This window comes from Streptomyces sp. NPDC002176 (assembly GCF_044903645.1).
In the GTDB taxonomy this organism is placed as follows: domain Bacteria; phylum Actinomycetota; class Actinomycetes; order Streptomycetales; family Streptomycetaceae; genus Streptomyces.
In genome coordinates this window covers 1,012,389-1,037,256 of record NZ_JBJDQW010000001.1, presented here as the reverse complement: position 1 = coordinate 1,037,256, position 24,868 = coordinate 1,012,389, and the positions used below count along the sequence as shown (strand labels likewise).

Below are 24,868 nucleotides of genomic sequence, written 5' to 3'. Positions count from 1 at the left end.
GTGCGCCCCGCCAGCACCTTGCGCATGCTGGTTAGGGGAGGTGCCATGGAAGGCGACGCCCGACGCGAGCGCACCCTTGAGACCTGCCCGGAGGCCATGCGCGTGGCCTGCGAGGCCCTTGCCGCATCACCCCTGGCGATCCTCGTCCTCGACGACGAGCTGCGCGTCACCGAGTGCAACGAGGCCGCGCACCGCCTGCTGTCGAGCACCGCCGAGGAGCTGACCGGCCAGGCGCTCACCGACGTGCTCCCGCTGCGCGACCCCGAGGCCGAGACGGCCGACGCGCGCGAGGTACGTACCAGCGGCGTCGCCTCCCTGAACCGGCTGGTCCGCACCCAGCGCACCCTCCGGCAGAGCCCCAGGACCCTGTCGCTCTCCTTCTTTCCGGCGCCGCCCGGCCAGGAGAGTGCCGGGCTCGTCTGCACGATCGCGGACATCACCCCCGACGAGAGGGACCAGGCCGCCGCCGACCCGCTGCGCCGCCTGGCCGCCATCCAGGGCGAGGTGGGGGACACGCTCGACCACGACACCACCTGCACCGAACTCGCCGAGGCACTCGTCCCCGGCGCCGCCGACACCGTCGTCATCGCCCTCGCCGAACACCTGACCCAGGGCGAACCCCCGCCGCTGGCCCCGCACCACCCGGAGCCACTGTGCCCGATCGCGTGCGGCGGCGTCCCCGAGGACAGCCGGATCTGGCCCGCCGACCAGCGGCCCTTCGCCCCCCTCCTGGCCGCCCGCGTTCCGCGAGCCACCGACACCGAGACCGACACCGGCTGGCTGGACGCCGAACCCGCGCTGAAACGCCTGCTGCGCGCGGCCGGAGCGCACGCGCTGCTCGCCGCCCCGATCACCCGGCAGGGCACCGTACTCGGCCTGCTGCTGCTCTACCGGGGCGAGACACCGGCGCCGTTCTCCCCCGAGGACATCGCCCTCGTGGAGAAGGTCTGCGCGCACACGGCACGGTGCCTGGACCACGCCCGGCGCTTCCACCGCGAACACACCATCGCGCTGGCCATCCAGCACTCGCTGCTGCCCCGACAGCCACCGACCGGCGCCGCGCTCGACATCGCGGACCTGCGGCTGCCCGGCGAGGAGAGCGGGGGCGGCTGGTTCGACGTGATGCCGCTGTCCGGCGCCCGTACCGGCCTGGCCGTCGGACAGGTCACCGGGTTCGGCGTACGGACGGCCACCACCATGGGCGAGCTGAGAACCGCCGGGCGTTCCCTCGCCACGCTCGACCTCCAGCCCGGCGAACTGCTGGCGCGGCTGAGCCGTACGACCGCCACGCTGGCCCGCGACCGGAGCGCGGCACAGCGGAAGTCCGGCCCCCTGCGCGCCGGGTGCACGTACGCGGAGTGGGACCCGCTGTCCTGCGAGGTCACCGTCGCACGGGCGGGCGGACCCGAGATCGTCCTCGTCCGCCCCGACGGCACCATCGACACCATCGCCACCCCCGAGGGCCCCCACCTCGGCGGTCCGGCCGAGCCGATCCCGTCCGTCACCGCCGCCGTCCCGCCCGAGTCGCTGCTGATCCTGCACACCCCCGGCCTCACCGACGACCCCGGCGCCGTCCCCGGCCTGCTGCGCGAGGCGCTGGACCGGCTCCCCGACGACTCCGACGGCGTCGACCCGCGCGCCCTCTGCGACGAACTGGCCCCCCTGCTCACCTCCCACCCGCGCGCGGTCGAGGCGCAGGTACTGGTGTGCCGGGTCATGGCCTTCCCCCGCGAACGCGTGGCCACCCTCTCCCTGCCCGACGGCCCCCAGGCCGCCGAGGCCGCCCGCGCCTGCTGCGAGCGGTACCTCAGCGAGTGGGGACTCGACGAGGACGTCCGCTTCAACGGCCAGCTGATCGTCAGCGAGTTCGCCGGAAACGCCGTCCGCCACGGTTCCCCACCCGCCCGCCTCCGCCTCATCTTCGACCAGGCCCTCACCATCGAGGTCTCCGACGCGGGCGGCAACGCACCCCTGCTCCGGCACGCACAGGAGGGCGACGAGGGCGGACGCGGGCTGTTCATCGTCTCCCAGCTCGCGGACCGGTGGGGGACCCGGTACGACAGCGGGGGCGGGAAGACGATCTGGGCGGAGGTGGACACGCCGGGGGCGGGGGAGGAGGGCGACGAGTGAGCCGTCTTCGAGGACGGGCGACGGCATGCGACTGAGGGGTTGCCGCGGACACTTCCGCGGCAACCCCTCGGCCATGTTCCTACGCCCTGCTCAGGAGATCGCTCTGATCGCCTGCCAGCCGCCCGTACCGACCGTCACCGGCGGGCCGACCGGACCGGTGCGGCGGCCGGGGACGAACTCCAGACCGGCCGTGGTGCTCGCTGTGGTGCTCCACAGGTCTGGCACCTCATCACCATTGGAGTCACCGGAAGCCGTCAGCAGGGGACGGGCCGTCGTGGTCCAACCGGTGGCGTACGCCGTGCGATTGGTCCCGACACCCAGCGAGGCCGGGTCGGTGCCCCCGTCGAAGACGCCGTCACCGTCCGCGTCGCCAGGACCGCGACCGTGGTACAGCCACAGCTCACCGGTCTGGGTGTTGCGGGCGATCAGGTCCGTGAACCCGTCCCCGTCCACGTCTCCCGGCGACGCCAGGTGCATCTTGCCCCAGCCGGTGCTGCCGATCAGATAGCCCGCGTCGATGCTGCCGTAGGTGTAGCCGGGCAGGAACCACAGCTGGTCGCCGATGACCGCGACGAAGTCCGGGTTGGTCGACTCGCTGTCGGGAGTGATGTCGCCGACCGAGACGATCTGCCTGATGGTGGCCGGATCGATGACGGCCCCGGTCTCGGGGTCGGCGAAGAAGTAGACCTCCTGCTTGGTGTCCTCGGTGAACTCGCCCAGTCCGTTGTTGGGGTAGAGCCACAGCTTGCCGTCGGGACGGCGGGCGACCAGGTCCTCGTAGAAGTCCTCGGTCCAGTCGCCGCGGTGCGTCAGCAGAGCGCCGCTCCAGCCCCCGGACGAGGACAGCGGCACCATGGTCGCCATCGCACCGTTGCCCGTACCGCCGTAGAGGCGCAGGTTGCCCGGTTCATCGACGGCGAAGAAGTCCGGCGCGCCGTCACCGTTGACGTCGCCGGGCTTGTCCATCACTCCCGGGCTCTTGACGTAGAAGCGGTACGGATAGACCGGGCCCATGTTGCCGCCCGCGTCCACGATGCGCACGTACAGCGTGTGCGGTCCCGGAGTCAGCGGGGTGAGTCTGGCCGTCGCCGGGCCGCCCTTGCTCGTGGGCTTGGCCGAGGTGCTCGGCGGGGTGCGGTCCAGGCCGTACAGGTAGTCCGTCGCCCCCGTCTCGCCGTTGGCGCCGAACTCGAACTGGCCCTCGGTGCGGGCGAGCGCGCCCTCGACCGGTTCCCCGTCCGGTGTCGTCTCGGGGAACAGACCGTCCTTGGAGCTGACCTTCGGCATCACGGTCGGCGCCTTCGGGTCGAAGCCGAACCGGCAGCCGGACGCGCCCTGCGTCGGCGTCCAGTCGGAGGCGAACGCGGCGTCGGCGGTGTCCTCCGCCTGCGCCTTCCAGGAGAACTGCCCGTTGCTGGCGCCGATGTGGGCTGCCAACAGGTCCTTGGGCACGGTGACGCGGGCCCGGGCCCCCTTCGAGTCGCTCGCCTTGACGGTGACCTTCACCTTCTTGTCGAGGAGGATGCCGGGCGAGACGTCGTGCTTGCCGGTGGCCCACAGGTGGAACTGGACGTTGACGTCACCTCCGTCGGGGTCCCAGACCTGCGCCGTCAACTGGACATCGGTGTTGCCGAGCGTGACGTACGACGTGCCGTTGCCGCATTCGGTACTGCTCACCTTGGTGCTGGGAACCGTGTCGAGGTCCCACGGAGCCTTCGCCGGCCGGTTGAACTCCACGATCAGCTTGGCGTCCGGCTTGAACTTCTTCCAGCTGTAGGCGTCCTTGCCGTCCTCGGCGCTCTGCGGAGCACGCAGCCCGAAGGTGATGTTGGACCACTTGCCCGCGGCGGCCTTGACCGCCGCGTCCTTGGCGGTGAAGTCGACCGCCGCATTGGGACAACCGTAAGTCTCGTTGCCGTGGGCGTAGTTGCGGCTGTCCTGGCGGGTGGCCCAGGACGGCTGCTTGCTCCAGGTGGTCGAGGAGCTGATGCCGCCGGTCAGCCACAGCTCCACCGGTTTGGGCGTGCAGGACCATGAATGCGTCTCGGTGATCTGGAACTGCGCGTCGACCACCTTCACCCCGGCCAGGAACTTCGAGCCGACCCGGAAGAAGGAGCGGGCCGTGCCGCCCGTCGAGGACTCGTAGCCGACGCGCGCCTCGCTCGTGGTGCCGCCGTCCCAGCCGGTGCCGTTCCAGTAGCTGCTGCTCGGATGCGGCTTGTAGGCGATCGTCCACGCCTCGCGCGTACCGGTCATCCGCGGGTCGATGTAGACCGGGAACCGGGTATCGGGGGCGTTGAGCAGAGCCTGATCCGGCGTCAGCAGGACCTGTTCGTCGGTGATCTCGACACCGACCGTGCTGCTCTTGGTGCCGGGGGTGAGCGGGGAGGGCTCCGCGCTCGCGGGAGCGGCGGCAGTGGGAGCCTGCCGCGCCGACCGGGAGGCCGGTGCTTCCTCGGCCCTGGCGGAGGAGTCCCACATCCGGGCCGTCGAGGAGGCGAACACCGTCTGGCCCGCGGCGTTCACGGCCCGGATCGTGCCCGCCGAGGTGTCCTTGTGCACCTCCAGGCCCTCGGTGTGGAGTCCGAAACCGATCTCGGCCAGTTCCGGCCGGTCCGCGGCCTCGGGTGTCTTCACGATCAGGGCCTGGCTGAATCCGTCCACACCGGCCCGGACGGCGAGGTCCACACCGGGGAAGACCTCGGGATACGTGGCGGTGGAGCCGTCGAGCCGTGCCTGCGGCAGAGGCTCGGGCCAGGTGAGGGAGAGTTCGCCGCCCCGGTCGGCCAAGGTGACCAGACTCGTGTCACCGCCCGCCGAGAAGCTCACCCGGCCGGGCGTGGCCCGGGGAGTGATCCGGCCCCCCGCCTCGGTGAGCGTGGTGTCCACCGGAGTCCACGCGCCCTCGCGCTTGACCCGCACGGGGATCGAGTGCTGGGTGTGCCTGAGGTTGCCGTTCGGCAGCGCGTACGTCTCGCTCGTCTCGGTGCGGGCGGCGGCCACCTCGACCGGCTCACCGGTCCGTGCGGCCTTCGCCATGGCGTCCGACTCGGCGTCAAGGGACAACGTAGCCGTTGTACTTCCGGCGGCGACGCTCGTGGTCGGCGCCACCCCGGTGGCCGCCAGGGTCAGAGCCGCGACAAGTGTCGTACCGACCACGCCCCTGACGTGGCGTCGTCTTCGTGATGTGTGTGACATGTGTGAATCCCCCCGGAATCATAGTGACGTGTGGTGCGTTCTTTGCCAACTGATGGATCAAGTGGGGATTGTTGCATTGCTTTCGCTTTACTTGTAGAGGTGATCATCATCGCCTACTCTCTGAGTCTTCACAGAAGTGGTTACTCAGAGTGAGGGGGAGGTCCATCTGTGGACCAACTGATAAGACATCTCAGGTACTTCGGTCACTGGCACAGATCCGTGTCCCTGGTCGTCGGACTCCTGCTGTTCATCGGCCTGATACCGGACGACGCGAGCGCCGCCTCCGGCAGCTCCCGCGTCTCCGAGCTGAAGCAGGACCCGTCGGTGCCGGGGAGGGATCACGCCAGGAAGCGCCCCAAAGTCCGTGACGAGGCCGGGGTCACCTTCAGGCCGACGGCGGGCACCGTCGCGGCGGCCGACTTCACGACCCTCGTCACCGACGCTCCGCCCACCACGGCCCGGCGCGTGCCGCTGTCCGCCGACGGCAAGAACACCCTCCACACCGGGCTGGTGAGCGCCCATCAGGCCCGCAAGACCGGCCGAGCCGCGGGCGGCGTCCGGACCCGCGGCCAAGCCGTGAAGTCTCCGGCAGCCGCCCCCGGCAGCGGTGTCCAGATCGAGGTCAAGAGCCCCGCCGCCGCCCGCAAGGCCGGTGTCCAGGGCGTACTGTTCACCGCGGCACCCGCCCAAGGCGGCCTCGCCCGCGCCGCGTCCGGCGCCGTCGAACTCCAGCTGGACTACTCCTCCATCAAGGACTCCTACGGCGGCGACTGGGGCACCCGGCTCAAGCTGCACCGTCTGCCCGCGTGTGCGCTGACCACGCCCGAGCAGGAGCGCTGCCGCACCCGTACCGCGCTCGACGGCGCCAACGACCCGGTCGGCCAGACCGTTTCCGGCGCCGTCGACCTTCCGGCGGCCAAGGCGGCGCCCATGGTGCTGGCCGCGACCGCCGCCGCCTCCGGGCCGGGCGGCAGCCACGAGGCGACCTCCCTGTCGCCGTCCGGCTCCTGGATGGCGGGCTCCTCCTCCGGTGGCTTCGCCTGGACCTACCCGATCGAGGCGCCCGAGGTCCCCGGCGGCCCCGAGCCCGAGGTCGAACTCTCCTACTCGTCCCAGGCCGTGGACGGCCGCACCGCCTCCACCAACGCCCAATCCTCCTGGATCGCCGAGGGCTGGGACTACGAGCCGGGCTTCATCGAACGCCGCTACCGCTCCTGCTCCGACGACAAGGCCGAGATCGACGGAAAGAAGCCCAACAACACAGGCGACAGCGGTGACTTGTGCTGGGGCTCCGACCACGTGGTGATGTCGCTCGGCGGCAACACCACCGAACTGGTCAAGAAGGACGGCACCGACGAGTGGCGTCCCGCCGACGACGACGGCTCCCGCCTGCAGCACAAGAGCGGCGCGGCCAACGACACCAAGGACGGCGAACACTGGGTCCTGACCACCACCGACGGCACGCAGTACCACTTCGGGCTGAACAAGCTGCCCGGCGCCCCGGACGGCACGGTCACCAACTCCGCCCTCACCGTGCCGGTGTTCGGCAACCACCCCGGCGAGCCGTGCCACGCCACCGCCTTCATGGACTCCGACTGCGCCCAGGCGTACCGCTGGAACCTGGACTACGTGGTGGACCCGCTCGGTGACGCCATGACCCTGTGGTGGGCCAAGGAGGCCAACTTCTACGGCCAGAACATGAAGGCCGACCAGCAGATCTCCTACACCCGCGCCGCGCAGCTCTCCCGCATCGACTACGGTCTGCGCGCCGACAAGCTGTTCGGCACCCAGCCCGCGGGCCGGGTCGCCTTCACCACCACCGAACGGTGCGTCCCCGACACGTCGTTCGACTGCGCCGAGGCCAAGCGGACCGCGACCAACGCCAGTTATTGGCCGGACACCCCACTGGACCAGGAATGCGCCTCCGGCGCCAAGTGCACCGACAAGTACGCACCCACCTTCTGGACCACGAAGCGGCTCAAGAAGATCACCACCAGTGTGCTCGTCGGCAGCGCCCTGAGCGTCGTCGACTCCTGGACACTGGAGCAGTCCTTCCCGGCCACCGGTGACGGCACCTCCCCGGCCCTGTGGCTGGAGTCGATCACCCGCACCGGCCACGGCGCGGGCGGCACCGCCGACATGCCGAAGGTCACCTTCTCCGGTCTCCAGATGGACAACCGCGTGGACAGGGTGGAGGGGCTGCCGCCCTTCTCCCGCTACCGCGTGCACGCCATCGACACCGAGACCGGCGGCCGTATCGCCGTCACCTACTCGCCGCGCGACTGCCAGGCGCTGGAGCCCAGGCGGATGCCGGCCTCGCCCGAGTCCAACACCATGCGCTGCTTCCCGCAGTACTGGACCCCCAAGGGCGCCCTCAACCCGGTCAAGGACTGGTTCCACAAGTACGTCGTCAGCGAGGTGCGTGAGGAGGACCTGGTCGCCGACAGCCCCGCCAAGGTCACCTCCTACGAGTACCTCGGCGGCGCCGGATGGGCCCACGACGACAGCGAGTTCACCGAGAACAAGCACCGGACCTGGTCCCAGTTCCGCGGCTACGAGCGCGTCCGCACCCGGCAGGGCGCGGGCGACGACGTCAAGCAGCTGACCGAGCACCGCTACTTCCGCGGCATGCACGGCGACAAGCTGCCCTCCGGCAACCGCTCCGTCACCATCACGGACAGCGAGGGCAAGACGTACAGCGATCTGCCGCAGTACCAGGGGCAGTTGCTGGAGCAGCTCACCTACGAGTCCGACGGCGGCCCCGTCGACTCCGCCACGGTCACCACGCCCTGGGCGGTGAAGACCGCCACCCGGACCCGTACCGGCAACACGCCCCTGGAAGCGTGGATGACCCGGCCGGAGACCGTCCGCACCCGCGAGCGGGTCAAGGGCGAGACCTGGCGCACCTCCACCGAGACCACCACGTACGACAGTTACGGCCTGCCGTACCGCGTCGAGGAGAAGACGCCGGGTGGCAAGCTCCGTTGCTCGACGGTGGAGTACGCCCGCAACACGGGCGCGCACCTAATCGAGTCGGAGTCCCGTGAGAGGACGACGCTCGGCGCGTGCGGCACGGCGGACCCCGAAGTCGTCGAGGACACCCGGACGTTCTACGACGGCCTGGCCTTCGGCGCGACGCCCACCAAGGGTCTGCCCACGCAGGTCCAGGAGTTGAACGGCTCGGGCGACGGCTACGTCACGATCGACCGTACCGAGTACGACATCCACGGCCGTGAGACCGCGACCTGGGACGCCGACGACCGCAAGACGTGGATCACCTACACACCCGCGACGGTGGCCCGGCCGCTGAAGCAGGTCTCCACCGACCCACTGGACCACACGGAGACCACGGACTTCGACCCGGTCCGCGGTCTGCCGCTGAAGGAGACCGAGACCAACGGCAAGTCGTCCACCATGGTGTACGACCCGCTGGGTCGGCTGCTGAAGGTCTGGGAGATCGACCGCGACCCGGCGACGCAGACCCCCTCGGCGACGTACGACTACGCGGTACGTCGTGACGGCCCCACCGTCGTGACCACCCGCACGCTCAAGGACAACGGCCAGTACGCCGTCTCCCACGAGATCCTCGACGGCCTGGGGCGCGAGCGCCAGACGCAAGACGAGGCGGTCGGCGCGGGCCGGATCGTCAACGACGCCTTCTACGACAGCGCGGGCCGCAAGTGGAAGGAGAACGAGGGCTACTACAACGCGGCCGAGCCCGAACCCAAGCTCCTGCTGGTAGGCGACAACGAGGTTCCGTCCCAGAGCCGGACCCTCTTCGACGGCCTGGGCCAGTCCACCGCCGAGATCACCTACTACCGCGGCGCCGAGAAGCTGCGCACCACGACGGAGCGCGACGGCGACGTCACCACCACCCTCCCGCCCAAGGGCGACACGGTCACGGCGGTCTTCGAGGACGCCGAGGGCCGGGTCGAGCGGCAGCGCGAGTACACCGACCAGGCCCGCACCAAGTGGCGGGACACCCTCTACGAGTACGACGACCTCGACAACCTGCGCAAGGTGACCGCCCCCGGCGGCGCCGCCACCGTCTTCGAGTACGACAAGCGCGGCCGTCAGACCGCGAGCACCGACCCCGACGGCGGGCGCACCGAAGTGCGCTACGACAACGCCGACAACGTGGTCGCCACCGTCGACCCGCTCGAACGGACCCTGGTCACCACCTACGACAAGGGCGGACGCCCCACCACCCTGCGCGAGGGCAGCGACACCGGGCCCAAGCGCGTGGAGTGGACGTACGACAGCCTCGTCAAGGGCCTGCCGACCGCGCAGATCCGCTACGAGGGCGGTCGTGAGTACCGGGAGGAGGTCACCGCCTACGACAACGCCTACCGGGTGAAGTCGACCAAAACGGTGATCCCGGCCGAGGAGACGGGGCTGGGAGGCACCTACACCTATTCCTACTCCTACACCCCCACCGGCAACCTCGCCTGGGTCGAAGTGCCCGGTCTGGGCGGCCTGGTGACCGAGCGGGTCCTCTTCCGCTACAACTCCGACGACCTGCCCATCTTCGTCGGCGGCGCGTCCACCTACCTCGCGGACGTGCAGTACTCGGCGTTCGGCGAGATCCTGCGCACCGACGCGGGACCGGCGGGCAAGAAGGTCTACGGCTCCTACGTCTACGACGAGTTCACCCGTCGGCTCCAGTCGGCCACCTTCGACCGCTCCGTCAGCCCCGGCCGCATCAGCGAGACGCGGTACGGCTACGACGACGCGGGCAACATCACGAAGATCACCGACGTGCCGGGCAGCGCCGCGCCGGACGCGGGCAAGACGGACACCCAGTGCTTCGTCCACGACCAGCTGCGGCAGATGACCTCGGCCTGGACGGCGAAGACGGACGACTGCTCGTCCGGACCGTCCAAGACCACGGTCGGCGGCCCGGACGCCTACTGGCAGTCGTACGAGTACGACGACGCGGGCAACCGGAAGCGGCTGGTCGAGCACGACGCGGCCGGTGACACGGCGAAGGACGTCACTCGTACCTACACCTACGGCAAGGACGGGGTCGGCGGCCCGAACGCGCTCGCGGAGATCAAGTCCGTCGGCCCGCAGGGCGAACGCCTGAACACCTTCTCCTACGACAAGGCGGGCAACACCACCGGCCGCCAGCACGGCGGCAACCAGCAGACGCTCGAGTACGACATCGAGGGCCAGCTGCGCAAGGTGGGCCAGCCCGTCGAGGGCGGCGGCACGCAGACCACGTCCTACCTCTACGGCGCGGACGGTGAACGCCTGATCCGCACCGGCGCGGACGGCAGTCGCACGCTGTACCTCGGCGACGCGGAGCTCACCGTCAACGCGGCCAACACCACGGCGAAGGCGGAGCGCTTCTACCCGCATCCCGACGGCTCCACGACGGTCCGCGCGACCGGCGGGGTCCGTCAGATGATGCTCGCCGACCACCATGGCACGTCCCAGACGGTCGTGGACATGGTCGACCCGGCGATGGGCGTCACCCGGCGCAAGTCGATGCCGTTCGGCGAGGAGCGCGGGACACAGCCCACCGCCTGGCCCGGACAGCGCGGCTTCGTCGGCGGGACGGTCGACCGGGACACGGGGCTGACCCGGCTGGGCGCCCGCGACTACGACCCGCTGACCGGCAGGTTCCTCACCGTCGACCCGATGGTCGACTTCGGTCAGCCGGCCACGATGAACCCGTACGCCTACAGCAACAACGCCCCGGCCACGTTCTCCGACCCCTCGGGCGAGTTCTTCCCGGTCGTGGTGGTGCTCGGTATCGCGGCCCGCATCGCCATCCAGGCGGCGATCCGTGCGGCGGCCCGGCGCGCGGCGATCATCGCGGCGCGCAAGGCGGCCCAGGCGGCGGCCCGGCGCGCCGCGGCCCTGGCGCGCAAGCGGGCGATCGAGGCCGCGAAGCGTGCGGCGGCCAAGGCCCGCCGGGAGGCGGCCCGCAAGGCGGCCGCGGCGAAGCGGGCGGCGGCCAAGCGGGCAGCGGCCCGCGCGGCGGCCAAGCGCGCGGCGGCTCGCCGTGCGGCGGCGCAGGCACGTGCCCGCGCGGCCCGTGCGGCGGCGAAGCGGTCGGCGGCGCGTCGGGCCGCGGCCCGGAAGGCGGCGGCACGTCCGAAGCCGCGTGCCAAGCCCCGCTCCCAGCCGAAGGCGCGGCCCCGGCCGTCGCAGGTACGGCGTGCGGCCAAGAACACCGCGAAGGAGGTCCGGGAGGAGGCCAAGGACACCGCCAGGGAGGAAGCCCAGGGCGCGGCCTGCGAGGCGGTCGGCGGTGAGTCCAACAGCTTCGTCCCCGGGACGAAGGTCCTGATGGCCGACGGGTCGACCAAGCCGATCGAGAAGGTCAAGGTCGGCGACAAGGTCGTCGCGACCGACCCGAGGACCGGGAAGACCTCGGTCCAGACGGCCACGGCGAAGATCCTGGGCAAGGGCCAGAAGGACCTGGTCCGCATCACCCTGACCGTCCACGACGGCTCCTCCGCCACGGCGAAAACCACGGTCACCGCGACCGCCGGTCACCCCTTCTGGGTCCCGACCCTGCGGGAGTGGATCGACGCGGGCCACCTCGAGCCCGGCCAATGGCTCCAGACGTCCTCGGGCACCTGGGTCCAGATCGGCGCGGTCGAGGCATGGACGGCACAGGCGGCCGTCTACAACCTGACGGTCACGCAGGCGCATACGTACTACGTGCTGGCGGGGGCCGCGCCGGTTCTGGTTCACAACTGTGGTGGCGGCGTTGCGGGACATTCGACCGCCTGTGCGTGTGTCTCCGGGGCTCAGCCCAGGATGGCCAACGGCCAGATGGGAGCCAGTCTCAATCCGAGCCCACAGCAGGCTCCCTCCACCCACGGAAACTCACGCAACAGTTCCGCGATGAACTATCTCTACGTTCTGGAGGATGCCAATGGGGATTACCTCAAGACCGGCATCACCCAGAATCCGGCAGGCCGGTACTCCGCGAGGAACATGGCTGCGATGGGTGCGGCGCGCATGCGCGTCCTGACGCGTGGTTCGCGTTCGAACATGCTTGACCTGGAGAGATGGATCGTGGAGCGTTGGCCTGGACCCTTCAACAAAGAGTCACACGCGGGGAAGAAGAATCTGGGATTGTGATGACGGACATGGATGGGGAAGCGAAGGCGCCCCTTGAACCTCTGACGGTGAGATCGGTCATCGGCGGTGGGCTCGAGGACAGACGGTGGACCTCCGTGATCGACTCTCTGCAGGTGTCATTGCGCGAGGTCGAGGCGTCGTTCGACGTTCCGTTCAATCTCACGGTGACCTATTTCGTTCCGGGAGAAGTCTACGGACCGAAGTTCTCCGGCATCAGAATCGGGTCATTTCTGGAGGACTTTCGATCGCTGGTCGTCCAGGTGGCACTCCCCAGGCATCCCGAGCGGGATGCGCGAACGGAAGTGCTCGACCTCCTTGACCAGGCTGTCGTCCGGGCCGAGGGCTGGGGGAAGCGAAAGAAGTTGCTCTCAGGCGGGTTGGGGGGAGCCAGGGAGGTGGCATCCCGCCTCCGGTAAAGCGCGTCGGTTCGAGTGATATGAAGCCCCGTCAGGTTATTTCTGGCGGGGCTTCTGCGCATCCGGGCCCACCGCGCGGTAGCCAATTCAGTCCACGGTGATGCAAGGATGGCTCATCCCGCTGAGTACGACAAAGCTGTTCAGCGGTGCCAAGAGTTCTGGAGAGAATTGAGTGGGCAGTCGAGTGCAGGCGTCCAACACGCCGGGGTCGGACGACGTGCTGGAGCTTCTCGATGAAGCGTGGGACGACGAGGTCGGGTTCCTCGGGAAGCTTCGGGCGGGGGAGTTCGACCCGGTGGCCGGGGAGGCGTACGTGGCGCTGCTTTCCCGGATTCCGCCCGTCGGGGGAACCGTTGATTCGCGGCTCGTCCAACTCATATGGTTCGCGCCCATGTTCATCGAGTGGCAGTTGGAGCGAGCTGGGGGATGTGCTGAGTTGAGCCGGATCTCCACGCGGGTTCAGGAGGCCGTGGCAGCGATCCTTGGGATGCCGTAGCCAGGTTCAGCCCAAGGGGAGGGCGTCCGTGTAGCCGTTCGTGGGGCGGTGGATCTTCTTCAAGGCGTGGGCGGTCAGGGCTACTTCGGCTGATGGGGTGCCGAGGGTGCCTTGTGGGTGCCAGATGCCTGTCACCGTTACCCAGGTGTCGGGCTTAGGGGACGGGGTGCCGTAGACGCGGACCTTCACCGACTGGGCATCCGCAGCGCAGCAGTTGATGATCAGGCGGGTCAGGTACCAGCCGCCGCCTTGGCCTGCGGGGGTCGCGAAGCCTGTCATTTGGACGGTCCGGGTGCGGATCGCCTTTGTGTGGTCCTCGCGTACGCGGTCCGTGAAGTCGCCCAGGGTCAGGGGGAGGGGGGACGTGGTGGGGAGGGGGTCGAAGTCCTGGGGCTGGGTGGTGGTGGACTTCGGGGCCTCCCGGGCCGCCGTGTAGGCGCCGAGTGCTGGTGGGGCCCAGAGGGCGAGGCTGAGGATGGGGAGGAACAGGAGCCAGGCGGTGCGGGGTGGGAGGTGGTTGTCGTCGTGGCGCGTACGGCGGTACCAGGACCACGCCTCCGCGAGGCCGAGCGTCAGGAGTACGGCGCCGGAGGCGATCAGCAGGGGGCGCATGCCCGCCTTGACGTAGCGGAGATACAGGTCGGAGAACAGAGAGACCCGTAGCAGCGCAAGGCCGCTGAGTACGAGCAACGCCGCCTGCACGGGACGTCTCACAGCAGTACTCCTCCGATCACCGCACTGCATACGATCGCCACGAGTGCCGTCGTGGCGGAGAACCGTACGGCGAAGGCTCGCCCGAATGTCCCCGCCTGCAAGGCGATCAGCTTCAGGTCGACCATCGGGCCCACCACCATGAACGTCAGCCGCGCCACCGGCGAGAATCCGGTCAGCGAGGCCGCCACGAACGCGTCCGCCTCCGAGCACACCGCCAGCAACACGGCCAGCCCCGCCAGGAACGGCACCGACAGCCAGGCCGAGCCGGTGAACGCGTCGAGTACGGCAGGCGGTACGGCCACGTTGAAGGTCGCCGCGGCCAGCGCGCCCACCACGAGGAACCCGCCCGCGTGCAGGAAGTCGTGCTGGAAGCCGCCCCGGAACTCCGCCCAGCGACTGTGCCCGTGGCGGTGACCGGTGTGGCGTACGGACGGCCGCAGCCACTCCGCCTTCCCTCGCCACAGCCACAGCCAGCCCATCAGGGCCGCGACGACCAGCGAGGTCAGCAGCCGGGCCAGCACCATCATGGGCTGACCGGGGAAAGCCACCGCCGTCGCGGTCAGCACGATCGGGTTCACGGCCGGGGCCGACAGCAGGAACGCGAACGCGGCCGCTGGTTCCACCCCGCGCCCGATCAGACTGTTCGCCACCGGCACCGACGCACACTCACACCCCGGCAGCACCACCCCGGCAACCCCCGCCACGGGAACCGCCAACGCGGGCCGCTTCGGCAACAGCCGCGTGAACACGGACGCCGGTACGAACGCGTTGATCGCACCCGACAGCGCCGTACCGAGCAGCATGAAGGGCACGGCCTGCAGGAACACCGCCAGCGCCACCGTCCGCCACGCCTGCACGGCCGGGGCCTCGCCCCACTCGCCCACGACGAACACGACAACACCGGGCAACACGGCCGCACCCAGCAGAACCCATGGCCAGTACCGCAGCCATCCCGCCGGGGTAGGCGTCGCCACTTCCGCGACCCGCTCCTGCTGCATCGCTGCCGACCTTCGTCACCTGTTGCTCATCCGATCGGATCAACATAGCGGGCGATGATGGGGTCGGTGGCAACGCTGCGTGACGTGGTTCGGTGCACCGCGGAGGTGTGAGTCCGACCCATCCGGACGCTCCGCCGACTCTGTGACATCGCTGACGCCCCGCAGCCCAGGCCGTTGCTGACCCGATGCAGGGAACGCCTGGTCTGCTCCGATGACCTGCGGACATCACGCGTACGAGATCAGGCAGCCAGTCGCAGTGTGAGGTACCCGCTCGATGCGGCGGCGCAGAAGGCCAGCGCCATCGGCTCCGTTAGAGGGACCTCGGGTTTGTTCACCCCCAGGCCGGACACCCGCCCGTTACGCCCCTGGTGGGAGATCGGATGTGGACCGCATCCACCTCCTGGGGCTGGAGTATGGAGGTGGCGTCTATGACTGCCGAGAACATGTGGAGCTATGGCCCGACCGCTGGGCACACGCCGGATGCTGATCTGAGCGGGTACAAGGTCGAGGCGCTGGACGGGCACATCGGCAAGGTGGACAAGCACTCGAACGACGTGGGGGAGCAGTACATCGTCGTGGACACCGGGGTGTGGATCTTCGGCAAGGAGGTGCTGCTGCCCGCTGGGACGATCACGGGGATCGACCACGAGGAGCGGACGCTGCACGTGGCGCGGACCAAGGAGCAGATCAAGGACGCGCCCGAGTTCGACAAGGACAAGCATCTGGGGGACCCGGCGTACCGGGACCAGATCAGCGGTCACTACGGCCAGTACGGCCCGGGGCACTGAGCGAAGCTTCCGCGCGTGCGGGAGCAGGGCCCGGCGGTCCGGGGGAGCGACCGCCGGGCCCTGCTCCCGTTCCTGTGCTCAGCCGGACTCTGTACGAGACTTCTACAGCAATGTAGATAATGATGGTGAGCGGGGCCGACCGGTCCTGGTCACCGCCCCGCTGGGAGGAAACCGCATCCGATGTTCGGCCTGAGTGAAGTCGCCCTGCTCCTCATCGTGTTGATCGTCCTCCTCGGTGTGCGGAAGCTGCCCGGACTCGTCCGCTCGGCCGGTCAGGCCACCCGCATCTTCAAGAAAGAGGCCCGCGCCGTCCGCACCCAGGACGCCCCGGCCACCTCGGGACCCGTCATCGAGGGCACCGTCCTGCCCCGCGACGAACGGAGCTGACCCACCCGCGGCCTACGATCTACCCACGGCGGAAGGGGAAGGAGTGGGCGTGGACGACCAGCGGCGTACCCGGCGACGGGGACAGGGCGAGCTGGAGGGGCTGGTGCTCTCCGCCCTGCGCGAGGCACACGCGCCCGCGTCCACCGGCTGGGTGCAGGAACACCTCGGCGGCGACCTCGCCTACACCACCGTCATCACCATCCTCACCCGTCTGCTCGCCAAGGGCGCCGTCAGCCGGGAGCGGGCCGGACGTTCCTTCGTGTGGACCCCGGTGTCCGACCAGGCGGGCCTCGCCGCGCACCGGATGCGCAAGGTGCTCGACGGCGAGAGCGACCGCGAGGCGGTGCTGTCCCGCTTCGTCACCTCCCTCGAACCGGACGACGAACGTCTCCTGCGGCACCTGCTGGGCGAGTTGGGCCCGGACGGAGAAGGCTGAGAGAGATCCATGGGCGTGTTCGTCCTGCTGCCGCTGGTGCTCCCCCTGACGGCATGGCCGGTCGCCCGGCTGGCCGAACAGCGGCTGCACCCCCGCGCCGCGACCTGGCTGCTCACCGTCACCGCCTGCGCGCTGGCCCTGTGCAGCACCCTCTGCCTGACCCTGCTCATGGTGGTCGGTACCGCTCAACTCCCCGGCAATCCCCTGCCAGATGCCTGGTCGGACGACGAGGTGCGCGAGGCCGTCCCGTACGACGAGGTCGCGGGCCAGGCCGCGATTCCCGCCCTGCTCGCCGTGCTCGCGGGCTGCTCGCGTGTGCTCTGGCGGCATCTACGGGTACGGCGGCGCGCCGAGCGGAGCCTCGCGGGTCTGCCCCGGCGCACGGTCGCCGTGCTGCCCGACCCGGAGCCCTACGCGTACGCCCTGCCGGGCCGGAACCGCGGGCGGGTGGTGGTGTCGACCGGCCTGTTGGCCCGGCTGGCCGCACGGGAGCGGCGGGCGCTGTTCGCGCACGAGCGGGCGCATCTGGGGGGCGGCCACCACCGGTTCCTGCTGCTGGTCCAACTGGCCGCGCGGGCCAACCCGTTCCTGCGCCCGCTGCGTACCGCCGTGTCGTACACCGTGGAGCGGTGGGCCGATGAGGAAGCGGCCGGGGTGGTGCGCAGTCGGCAGACGGTGGCACGCGCCATCGGCAAGGCGGCACTGGTCTCGCGGCCGCAACTGGACCCTGCTCTCGCGGGGTTCGCGGCTCCAGGACCCGTACCGCGCCGCGTCGCGGCCCTGTTGGGGCCCGCGCCCGCCGTGCACGTCTGGCCTTCGTTGTTCACCGCCGTGGGAGTGGCGGCGTGGACGGCCGCCGCCGGGACGATGATCTCGGCGCTGTCCTCGGCCAACTCGGCGGTGACGCTCTTCCTCGTGCTGAAGGCGGCCACCCCGCTGTAGAGGCGGCCGCCCCCGAGCCTCAGACGCGTATCAGAGGTCGAACTCGTGCGGCGGCAGGTCGAGGGCGAAGCACGCCTCGCGGACCACCGCCTGCTCGTCCTTGTCGAAGTCGCCGTCCGCGCCGCCGATCACGATGCCGATCTGGATGACGGCACGCGCCTCGGCGGGCTTCTTCTTCGCCTTGGCGATCTCCTGGAGCACGCTGACCTTGCCGAAGTCGTAGTCGGCGGTCAGCTTGCCGAGGTTGTCCTCGAACCGGCGCTGGAGATCCATCGCGTCGAAGTTCTGCAACACCTCGTTACCGGAGATGAGTTGAGCGACACGTCGCCGCTCGGACGGGTCCACCGTGCCGTCGGCGGCCGCCACCAGCGCGCACATCGCCATCGAGGCGTCGCGGAAGGCGCCGCTCTTGAGGTCGTTCTTCCGTGCCACCAGTTGCGTCTGCATGGTGGCGGCGGATTCCTTGAATCGGTCCCACAGGGCCATGAGCACTCCAGATCTCGAACGGAAGGAGCCGTGCCGCTGCCCGGCCCCCAAGTGTCCCTCGTCGTAGGGAAGTTCCTCAGTCCTCTTCTTCGTCGCCCTCGAAGAAGTCGCCCACCTCGTCCACGACTTCGGCCGCGACCATGCCGCCGACCACGCCGACCGCCAGTCCGGCCGCGCCCGCCGCGACAGCGGTGCCCATGCCGGGGCGCGAGCCGTGGTGGCCTTCCTGGTGGACGTGGTGGGGCTCGGCGTACACCGCGCCCCGGTTCTCCAGCAGTTGGCGGAACCAGTCGTCGACCACCGTGTTCCAGTCCACGCCCGCGGTGTCGTGGGTGACCGTGAACCGGCCGAGCGTGTCATGCCCGCCGCCCAGGAAGCCGCCCCGCTTGTCCGCCTCCACCACGACCTCCATGCCGCCGGGGTGGGCGAGGAAGGTCAGCTCGAACTCGCTTGCCCCGTAGGCGAATTGCGGTGCCGGGGTCAGCTCGATCTCCTGGTAGAAGGGGAGTCGCTGGCCCGTACCGCCGATACGGCCGTACTCCAGGTCGGCCGACCGGAAGCCGAAGCCCAGTTGGCCCAGCGCCTCCAGGACCGCTTCCTGAACCGGCAGCGGACGGACGGCCAGCGGGTCCAGGTCGCCCTTGTCCCGTGCCCCGGTGACCGCCAACTCGGTACGCACGCCCAGCGCGATGCCGAGCGGCTGCCCGTACAGCTCGGTGACCGGCGTCTCCCACGGCAGCGGCACGTCGAACCGCACCGCGCGCCGCTCACCCTCCCTGAGCCGGAACCCGCCGCCCACGGTGAACCGTTCGAAGACGACCGAGCCCTCGCTCTCGCCGTCCTCGTGTTCGGCCTCCACCCGGGCGACCAGCTCCAGCGTGATGTGGTCGACGTCGACCGCGGCGGACCCGCCCGTGAGGCGGACCTCTCCCGACAGCGTGCCGCCGGGCAGCACGGCACCGGGGTCCAGAACGGTGTCCACCGTGGGTCCTCCCACGCCGAGCGAGCCGAGCAGCCTCTTGAACACCATGCGGCGTCCACTCCTTCCAGCTTCTACAAGTGTGTAGAAGCATAGGCGGCCTCCCGCACCCGGTCCACCAACGAACCGGGGTGGTACTGACGTTCCACCAGCCCGGATGCGACGATCACGGCATGTCCGAGATAAAGCCCGCCCCTTGCCGGATCGTGGTGTGCCGGGACTGCTGCTGCGGCAGTCCCAAGGTGACCGGGGTCGACCACGCCGCGCAGACCGCGCGGCTCGCCGAGAGCGCGCCCGTACGGATCTCCGAGTGCCTCGACGTGTGCGACCAGGCCAATGTGATCGTCGTCCAGCCCTCCGCCGCCGGACGCGCCGCCGGGGGCCGCCCGGTCTGGCTCGGCCTCGTCAACGACCCCGACGCCACCGAGGACATCCTCGGCTGGGTGCGGGACGGCGGGCCGGGTGTCGCCCCGCTGCCCGACATCCTCGGTCTGTATGCCTTCAAGCCCCCTCGCAGGCCATAACTCGCCTACAGGGCAATGGAGTTGACGCACACCTCTGGTCGCCCCGCACCCCCTGGGCTACCGTCGGTAACACCTGTCGACGGCGACCGTCAGCACCTCCTCCCTGCCTCGGCAGCCTTCATTCGTCACCCCGCACCACCGGTACCCCTGACGAATCGTGGACGAAACTCTGACGAAAGGCAGCCATGGACCACCCCATCGCTCCCGCAGGGATCACCCGTCGCCGCGCCCTCACCGTCACCGGTGGGATGCTCGCCGGGGCCACGCTGGCCGCCCATGCCTTCCCGGCCTTCGCCGGGGAGGCGCAGGACGCGGACGCGATCGTCGTCGGACACGGCCTCGCGGGACTGGTCGCCACGGCCGAACTCGCCGCCGCAGGGCGGAAGGTGCTGCTGCTGGACCAGGAGCCGGAGGCGAGTCTCGGCGGGCAGGCGTTCTGGTCGTTCGGTGGGCTGTTCTTCGTCAACTCCGAGGAACAGCGGCTGATGGGCGTCAAGGACACCCACGACCTGGCCTGGCAGGACTGGCTGGGCAGCGCCGGGTTCGACCGGGGCGTGGATGATCCGGCGGGGCAGGACCACTGGGCGTACAAGTGGGCCGAGGCGTACGTCGACTTCGCGTCCGGGGAGAAGCGGTCCTGGCTCGCGGGGCTCGGCGTGCAGTGGTTCCCGATCGTCGGCTGGGCCGAGCGTGGCGGGGGCCTCGCGGACGGACACGGCAACTCGGTGCCGCGCTTCCATGTCACCTGGGGCACCGGGCCCGCCGTGGTCGAGCCCTTCGAGAAGAAGGTGCGGGCGGCGGTGGCGGCCGAGAAGGTCTCCTTCAGATTCCGGCACCGGGTCGACGGCATCGTCACCACCGGGGGTGTCGTCACCGGCGTACGCGGTGCCGTCCTCGAACCCAGCAGTGCGGCCCGCGGCAAGCCCAGTTCCCGTACCGTGATCGGCGAGTTCGAGCTGCGCGCGCCGGTCGTGGTCGTCACCTCCGGCGGTATCGGCGCCAACCACGACCTCGTACGCCAGAACTGGCCCGCGCGGCTCGGGACGCCGCCCAGGACCATGGTGACCGGGGTGCCCGCGCACGTCGACGGGCGGATGCTCGCCATCACCGAGCGGGCGGGCGGCCGCATCGTCAACCCCGACCGGATGTGGCACTACACCGAGGGGCTGCGCAACTACGACCCCATATGGCCCGGCCATGGCATCCGCATCCTGCCCGGCCCGTCCTCCATGTGGTTCGACGCCACAGGCAAGCGCTTCGGCACCCCCGACATCCCCGGCTACGACACCCTGCACACCCTCGGCTCGATCACCGCGTCCGGCTACGACTACTCATGGTTCGTGACCACACAGAAGATCATCGCCAAGGAGTTCGCGCTGTCCGGCTCGGAACAGAACCCGGACCTCACCAACAAGAACGTCTGGCAGCTGCTGTCCCGGATCTGGCAGACGCCCGAGCCGATCGAGAAGTTCAAGAAGAACGGCGCCGACTTCGTGGTCGCCTCGTCGCTGTCCGAGCTGGTGGCCGGGATGAACAGGCTGACCGGCGACAACCTGATCGACCTCGCCCGGCTGAAGGGGCAGATCGAGGCCCGCGACCGGGAGATGGACAACCCGTACACCAAGGACGTGCAGGTCATGGGCATCCGCAACGCCCTCGCCTACATCGGGGACTCGCTCAGCCGGACCGCCCCCGCGCACAAGATCCTCGACCCGTCGGCAGGCCCGCTGATCGCCGTACGGCTCAACGTGCTCACCCGCAAGACCCTCGGCGGGCTCCAGACCGACCTCTCCGGGCGCGTGCTCGGCGCCTCCGGCGAACCGGTTCCGGGGCTGTACGCGGCCGGGGAGGTCGCGGGCTTCGGCGGCGGGGGAGTGCACGGCTACCGCTCGCTGGAGGGCACCTTCCTCGGCGGCTGCCTCTTCTCCGGCCGCCAGGCGGGCCGGGCGGCGGCAGCGGCGACAGCTATGTGAGCAGCCCACATAGCCCGGTCGGGGCGAGCCGAAATCCTGTGGAGTCCACCTATGTGGCGTGGAATGCTCTGCGGCGACCGTCGGTGTAGGGGAAGGCTGTGACCGTGTACGTACCGTCATCCGCACGAGCTCTCGATGATGACGAGCGCCAGCTCATGGAGCTGGCGCGCCGCACGAAGGACCCCGAGTCGGCCGGTCCGCCGATCATCCGGTTCAGCCCCCGCTATCTCGATGCCGTCCGCTCCGGTGCCAAGACCAGGACCACCCGCTACCAGGACCCGGCCCAGCTCGGACCGGCCCGGCTGGTGTTCGAGAGCGACCCCGAAGTCGTCCTGTCGGCGGAGGTGACCGACATCAGGCACTGCCTGGTCAGCGACCTCACCGACCAGGACGCCCAGGCCGAGGCGCTGACGACCGCGACCGAACTCCGGGACGTTCTCAAGCGCCACTACCCGGAACTGACGGGCACCGACGAAGTCGACGTGATCACCTTCCAGACCTGAGCACCTTCCGGACTTGAGCACCCTCTCCAGACCGGTCCGAGGCCGGACACGGGTTCGACAACAAGGGTGAATATCTGCCGGTGTCAAGCCCCCATAAGCGCGGTTCTTGCGTGATCACGTGGACGGGACAGGACAAGAAGCGGCGATTTGGCGGCGACTCGGGGCATCACCGACCATAGGGCTCGGCCCGGTGCCCCGGGAGGGCCCCTCACCTGGCCTTTTCCGTGAGCCAGGTCACCGCCCGTCCCCCCTCTGGCCCGGTCACGGCCAGTTCCGCGAGAGGTAACCCCCAGCCATGCAGGTCACCGGGACCGCTCCGCCGTCGGCTCCGGCGACGGGCCCCCTCGGCGCCCCGGCCGAGGAGCCGGGCGGCAACGCGAACAAGCACGCCCGCCGCTTCGGGCTGCCCGTCGCCACCGCCCTGGTCATGGGCAACATCATCGGCGGAGGCATCTTCCTGCTCCCCGCCTCCGTCGCCCCCTACGGCACGGTCAGCCTGGTCGCCCTCGGCGTCCTCACGGTCGGCGCCATCGCGCTCGCCCTGGTCTTCGGTCGGCTCGCCCAGCGCGACCCGCGCACCGGCGGGCCGTACGTGTACGCCCGCGAGGCGTTCGGCGACTTCGCCGGGTTCCTCGCGGCCTGGGCGTACTGGATCACCACCTGGGTGTCCAACGCCGCGCTCGCCGTCGCCGCCGTGGGCTACCTCGACGTACTGATCCCGGTCAGCCACCACCGCTGGACCGCGTGCCTGGCCGCCCTGGTCATCCAGTGGCTCCCGGCCCTCGCCAACTTCGCGGGCACCCGCTGGGTGGGCGCCGTGCAGCTGGTCTCCACCGTGCTGAAGTTCGTACCGCTGCTGCTCGTGGCGGTCGGTGGACTGTTCTTCTTCGACCCGGACAAGCTGGGCCCGTTCCACGCGGGCGGGGGCAGCCCGCTCGGTGCCATCTCCGCCTCCGCCGCGCTGCTGCTGTACTCCTACCTCGGTGTGGAGTCCGCCGCCGTCAGCGCGGGCGAGGTCCGCGACGCCCGTCGCAACGTCGGCCGGGCCACCGTGATCGGCACCGTGGGCGCCGCCGTCGTCTACCTCCTCGGCACGGTCTCGGTCTTCGGCACCGTCTCCCACAGCAGCCTGGTGAAGTCGACCGCGCCGTTCTCCGACGCCGTGAACTCGATGTTCGGCGGCACCTGGGGCGGCTGGGCCGTGGCGCTCGCCGCGCTGGTCTCGATGACCGGCTGCCTCAACGGCTGGACCCTGCTCAGCGCGCAGACCCCGTACGCCGCCGCGCGGGACGGGCTCTTCCCGGCCGCCTTCACCCGGCGCCGTCGCGGGGTGCCGACCGTCGGCGTCGGTGTCACGGTCGTCCTGTCGTCGCTGCTGACCGTCTACAACTTCATGGCGGGCTCGGCGCACGTCTTCGAGGTGCTGGTGCTGGTCACCACCTTCACGGCGACCGTCCCCTACCTGCTGGCCACAGCCGCGCAGCTGTACCACCTCGCCTCCGGCCGCCGTGACGCCGTCGACGGACGGCGACTGGTGCGCGACGCGGTGATCGCCGCCGTCGCCGCGGGCTTCTCCATCTGGCTGGTCGCGGGCGCGGGCTACGCGGCGGTCTACCAGGGCGTGCTGTTCCTGTTCGTCGGCATCCTCGTCTACGCCGTGATGGCCGGACGGCGGCGCCGCGCCGGGGCCTGAACACGCGAAAGCCCGGCGGTCTCCCAGGAGGCCGCCGGGCTTCGTCGTACCGGCTAACTGCACAAGCGGATCACCTCCTACCGCTAGTGCCGGTGATCTTCGGCTGCGTACGGTGGCCCACCGATGACGGGCCTCGCGGGTGGGAGTGAGCAGACGGTGCAGCCGACGTTCGTACTGGTGCATGGCGCCTTCGCCAACTCCTTCTCCTTCGCCCCGCTCCAGGCCGAGCTGGGGCTGCTCGGGCACCGCTCGGTCGCCGTCGACCTGCCCTGCCACGGGTTCGCCGCCACGTATCCGCACGCCTACCAGGCACCGCAGGACCCCGAGGGGCTCGCCACCGCGCCGGGTGCGATCAAGGGCGTCACGCTCGCCGAGAACACCGCCCACCTGATCGGGGTGCTGGAGCGGGCCAAGGCGAATGGCCCCGTCGTCCTCGTCGCGCACAGCCGGGGCGGCATGACGGCCACCGCCGCCGCCAACGCGCGTCCGGACCTGATCGACCGGCTGGTGTACGTGTCGGCCTGGGCGCCGGTCGCGCTGGAGGCGAGTCAGTACTACGCCGAGCCGGAGATGGCCACGGTCGACCCCGCCTCGCTCGCCCTCGCCCTGGCCGGAAACCCGGCCGAGCTGGGCCTGCTCCGCGTCAACTTCCGCACCGCCGACCCGGAAGCCCTCGCCGCGCTCAAGGCCGCCTTCCTCGCGGACGGCACCGACGACGAGTTCCTCGTCTTCCTCAACACCTTCCAGCCCGACGAGAACCTCGACACGGGCACCCCGGCCGACCGCGCCCAAGCGGGGACCTGGGGCCGCGTCCCGAAGACCTACGTCCGCCTCGCCGACGACGCGAGCATGCCCCTCGCCCTCCAGGACCGGCTGATCCGCGAGGGCGACGAGCTGACCCCGGACAACCCCTACGACGTACGCACCCTCGCGGGCAGCCATCTGAAATGGCTGGTCGACCCGGCACCGGCGGCCCGCGTCCTCGCCCGGATCGCCCAGCTCGCCCCGGTCACCGGCTGACCGGGAAATACCTCTTTGTCCTTACATCCTGACCTGACCCGGTCGGCATGTCTGGACAAACCATTGACAGCGGACGGTGCAGGG

Annotated in this window: 18 protein-coding genes; 13 read left to right on the top strand and 5 right to left on the bottom strand. The window is 70.3% G+C overall.

Annotated elements, in window-relative coordinates:
* Positions 1–45 precede the first annotated feature (45 nt).
* Positions 46–2,130: a SpoIIE family protein phosphatase gene (locus ACI2LY_RS04535; RefSeq protein ID WP_404705831.1), complete on the top strand. Its 2,085-nt coding sequence runs from the start codon at positions 46–48 to the stop codon at positions 2,128–2,130.
* Positions 2,131–2,220: 90 nt separating this feature from the next.
* Here ACI2LY_RS04535 and ACI2LY_RS04530 read toward each other — a convergent pair whose 3' ends face one another.
* A complete protein-coding gene (locus ACI2LY_RS04530) occupies positions 2,221–5,196 on the bottom strand; it encodes an FG-GAP repeat domain-containing protein (protein WP_404705830.1) in 2,976 nt (991 codons plus the stop codon).
* Between the two features lie 351 nt (positions 5,197–5,547).
* On the opposite strand from ACI2LY_RS04530, the gene ACI2LY_RS04525 reads away from it, so the two are divergent.
* The 3 genes from ACI2LY_RS04525 (at position 5,548) to ACI2LY_RS04515 (ending at position 13,341) form a co-directional block, all read left to right on the top strand.
* The gene (locus tag ACI2LY_RS04525) at positions 5,548–12,429 is read left to right on the top strand and encodes a polymorphic toxin-type HINT domain-containing protein (RefSeq protein WP_404705829.1); all 6,882 of its coding nucleotides are present in this window, start codon (positions 5,548–5,550) and stop codon (positions 12,427–12,429) included.
* Positions 12,429–12,845, top strand: a complete 417-nt coding sequence (locus tag ACI2LY_RS04520) for a hypothetical protein (protein WP_404705828.1) — start codon at positions 12,429–12,431, stop codon at positions 12,843–12,845. The genes ACI2LY_RS04525 and ACI2LY_RS04520 overlap by 1 nt, the downstream gene beginning before the upstream one ends.
* Before the next feature lie 217 nt (positions 12,846–13,062).
* A complete protein-coding gene (locus ACI2LY_RS04515; protein WP_404705827.1) occupies positions 13,063–13,341 on the top strand; it encodes a hypothetical protein in 279 nt (92 codons plus the stop codon).
* Between the two features lie 6 nt (positions 13,342–13,347).
* Here ACI2LY_RS04515 and ACI2LY_RS04510 read toward each other — a convergent pair whose 3' ends face one another.
* Entirely contained in the window at positions 13,348–14,055 is a 708-nt protein-coding gene (locus ACI2LY_RS04510; protein WP_404705826.1) for a TIGR03943 family putative permease subunit, read from the bottom strand.
* Complete coding sequence (locus ACI2LY_RS04505) at positions 14,052–15,053, bottom strand: permease (protein WP_404705825.1); 1,002 nt, start codon at positions 15,051–15,053, stop codon at positions 14,052–14,054. The genes ACI2LY_RS04510 and ACI2LY_RS04505 overlap by 4 nt, the downstream gene beginning before the upstream one ends.
* A 428-nt stretch (positions 15,054–15,481) precedes the next feature.
* Between ACI2LY_RS04505 and ACI2LY_RS04500 the strand changes: the two genes are divergently transcribed.
* The 4 genes from ACI2LY_RS04500 to ACI2LY_RS04485 all read left to right on the top strand — a co-directional run bounded on the left by ACI2LY_RS04500 (position 15,482) and on the right by ACI2LY_RS04485 (position 17,606).
* Complete coding sequence (locus tag ACI2LY_RS04500) at positions 15,482–15,841, top strand: PRC-barrel domain containing protein (protein ID WP_404705824.1); 360 nt, start codon at positions 15,482–15,484, stop codon at positions 15,839–15,841.
* 180 nt (positions 15,842–16,021) lie between these two features.
* Positions 16,022–16,228 carry a twin-arginine translocase TatA/TatE family subunit gene (locus ACI2LY_RS04495; RefSeq protein WP_404705823.1) on the top strand — a complete coding sequence of 69 codons (207 nt, stop codon included), beginning with the start codon at positions 16,022–16,024 and terminating at the stop codon, positions 16,226–16,228.
* A 49-nt stretch (positions 16,229–16,277) separates the two neighbouring features.
* On the top strand, positions 16,278–16,664 hold the full coding sequence (locus ACI2LY_RS04490; RefSeq protein ID WP_404705822.1) for a BlaI/MecI/CopY family transcriptional regulator: 387 nt from the start codon (positions 16,278–16,280) through the stop codon (positions 16,662–16,664).
* A 9-nt stretch (positions 16,665–16,673) separates the two neighbouring features.
* Entirely contained in the window at positions 16,674–17,606 is a 933-nt protein-coding gene (locus ACI2LY_RS04485) for a M56 family metallopeptidase (protein ID WP_404705821.1), read from the top strand.
* A gap of 30 nt (positions 17,607–17,636) precedes the next feature.
* Here the strand turns inward: ACI2LY_RS04485 and ACI2LY_RS04480 are convergent, their stop codons facing one another.
* The gene (locus ACI2LY_RS04480; protein ID WP_404705820.1) at positions 17,637–18,092 is read right to left on the bottom strand and encodes a tellurite resistance TerB family protein; all 456 of its coding nucleotides are present in this window, start codon (positions 18,090–18,092) and stop codon (positions 17,637–17,639) included.
* Between the two features lie 76 nt (positions 18,093–18,168).
* The gene (locus ACI2LY_RS04475) at positions 18,169–19,122 is read right to left on the bottom strand and encodes a sporulation protein (RefSeq protein ID WP_404705819.1); all 954 of its coding nucleotides are present in this window, start codon (positions 19,120–19,122) and stop codon (positions 18,169–18,171) included.
* 122 nt (positions 19,123–19,244) lie between these two features.
* On the opposite strand from ACI2LY_RS04475, the gene ACI2LY_RS04470 reads away from it, so the two are divergent.
* From ACI2LY_RS04470 to ACI2LY_RS04450, 5 genes are all read left to right on the top strand, one after another.
* Positions 19,245–19,595, top strand: a complete 351-nt coding sequence (locus ACI2LY_RS04470) for a hypothetical protein (protein ID WP_404705818.1) — start codon at positions 19,245–19,247, stop codon at positions 19,593–19,595.
* A 185-nt stretch (positions 19,596–19,780) separates the two neighbouring features.
* Complete coding sequence (locus ACI2LY_RS04465; RefSeq protein ID WP_404705817.1) at positions 19,781–21,568, top strand: FAD-binding dehydrogenase; 1,788 nt, start codon at positions 19,781–19,783, stop codon at positions 21,566–21,568.
* A gap of 104 nt (positions 21,569–21,672) precedes the next feature.
* Entirely contained in the window at positions 21,673–22,071 is a 399-nt protein-coding gene (locus ACI2LY_RS04460; protein WP_404705816.1) for an ASCH domain-containing protein, read from the top strand.
* 295 nt (positions 22,072–22,366) lie between these two features.
* Positions 22,367–23,764: an amino acid permease gene (locus ACI2LY_RS04455; RefSeq protein ID WP_404705815.1), complete on the top strand. Its 1,398-nt coding sequence runs from the start codon at positions 22,367–22,369 to the stop codon at positions 23,762–23,764.
* Between the two features lie 123 nt (positions 23,765–23,887).
* A complete protein-coding gene (locus ACI2LY_RS04450) occupies positions 23,888–24,784 on the top strand; it encodes an alpha/beta hydrolase (RefSeq protein ID WP_404705814.1) in 897 nt (298 codons plus the stop codon).
* Positions 24,785–24,868: the final 84 nt, after the last annotated feature.

What these genes read in the sequence shown, in the direction of transcription:
- ACI2LY_RS04475 (WP_404705819.1), bottom strand. Translation starts at nt 19,122, where the DNA reads ATGGTGTTCAAGAGGCTGCTCGGCTCGCTCGGCGTGGGAGGACCCACG.
- ACI2LY_RS04485 (WP_404705821.1), top strand. Translation starts at nt 16,674, where the DNA reads ATGGGCGTGTTCGTCCTGCTGCCGCTGGTGCTCCCCCTGACGGCATGG.
- ACI2LY_RS04465 (WP_404705817.1), top strand. Translation starts at nt 19,781, where the DNA reads ATGGACCACCCCATCGCTCCCGCAGGGATCACCCGTCGCCGCGCCCTC.
- ACI2LY_RS04455 (WP_404705815.1), top strand. Translation starts at nt 22,367, where the DNA reads ATGCAGGTCACCGGGACCGCTCCGCCGTCGGCTCCGGCGACGGGCCCC.
- ACI2LY_RS04450 (WP_404705814.1), top strand. Translation starts at nt 23,888, where the DNA reads ATGACGGGCCTCGCGGGTGGGAGTGAGCAGACGGTGCAGCCGACGTTC.
- ACI2LY_RS04500 (WP_404705824.1), top strand. Translation starts at nt 15,482, where the DNA reads ATGACTGCCGAGAACATGTGGAGCTATGGCCCGACCGCTGGGCACACG.
- ACI2LY_RS04535 (WP_404705831.1), top strand. Translation starts at nt 46, where the DNA reads ATGGAAGGCGACGCCCGACGCGAGCGCACCCTTGAGACCTGCCCGGAG.
- ACI2LY_RS04470 (WP_404705818.1), top strand. Translation starts at nt 19,245, where the DNA reads ATGTCCGAGATAAAGCCCGCCCCTTGCCGGATCGTGGTGTGCCGGGAC.
- ACI2LY_RS04505 (WP_404705825.1), bottom strand. Translation starts at nt 15,053, where the DNA reads ATGCAGCAGGAGCGGGTCGCGGAAGTGGCGACGCCTACCCCGGCGGGA.
- ACI2LY_RS04495 (WP_404705823.1), top strand. Translation starts at nt 16,022, where the DNA reads ATGTTCGGCCTGAGTGAAGTCGCCCTGCTCCTCATCGTGTTGATCGTC.
- ACI2LY_RS04520 (WP_404705828.1), top strand. Translation starts at nt 12,429, where the DNA reads ATGACGGACATGGATGGGGAAGCGAAGGCGCCCCTTGAACCTCTGACG.
- ACI2LY_RS04480 (WP_404705820.1), bottom strand. Translation starts at nt 18,092, where the DNA reads ATGGCCCTGTGGGACCGATTCAAGGAATCCGCCGCCACCATGCAGACG.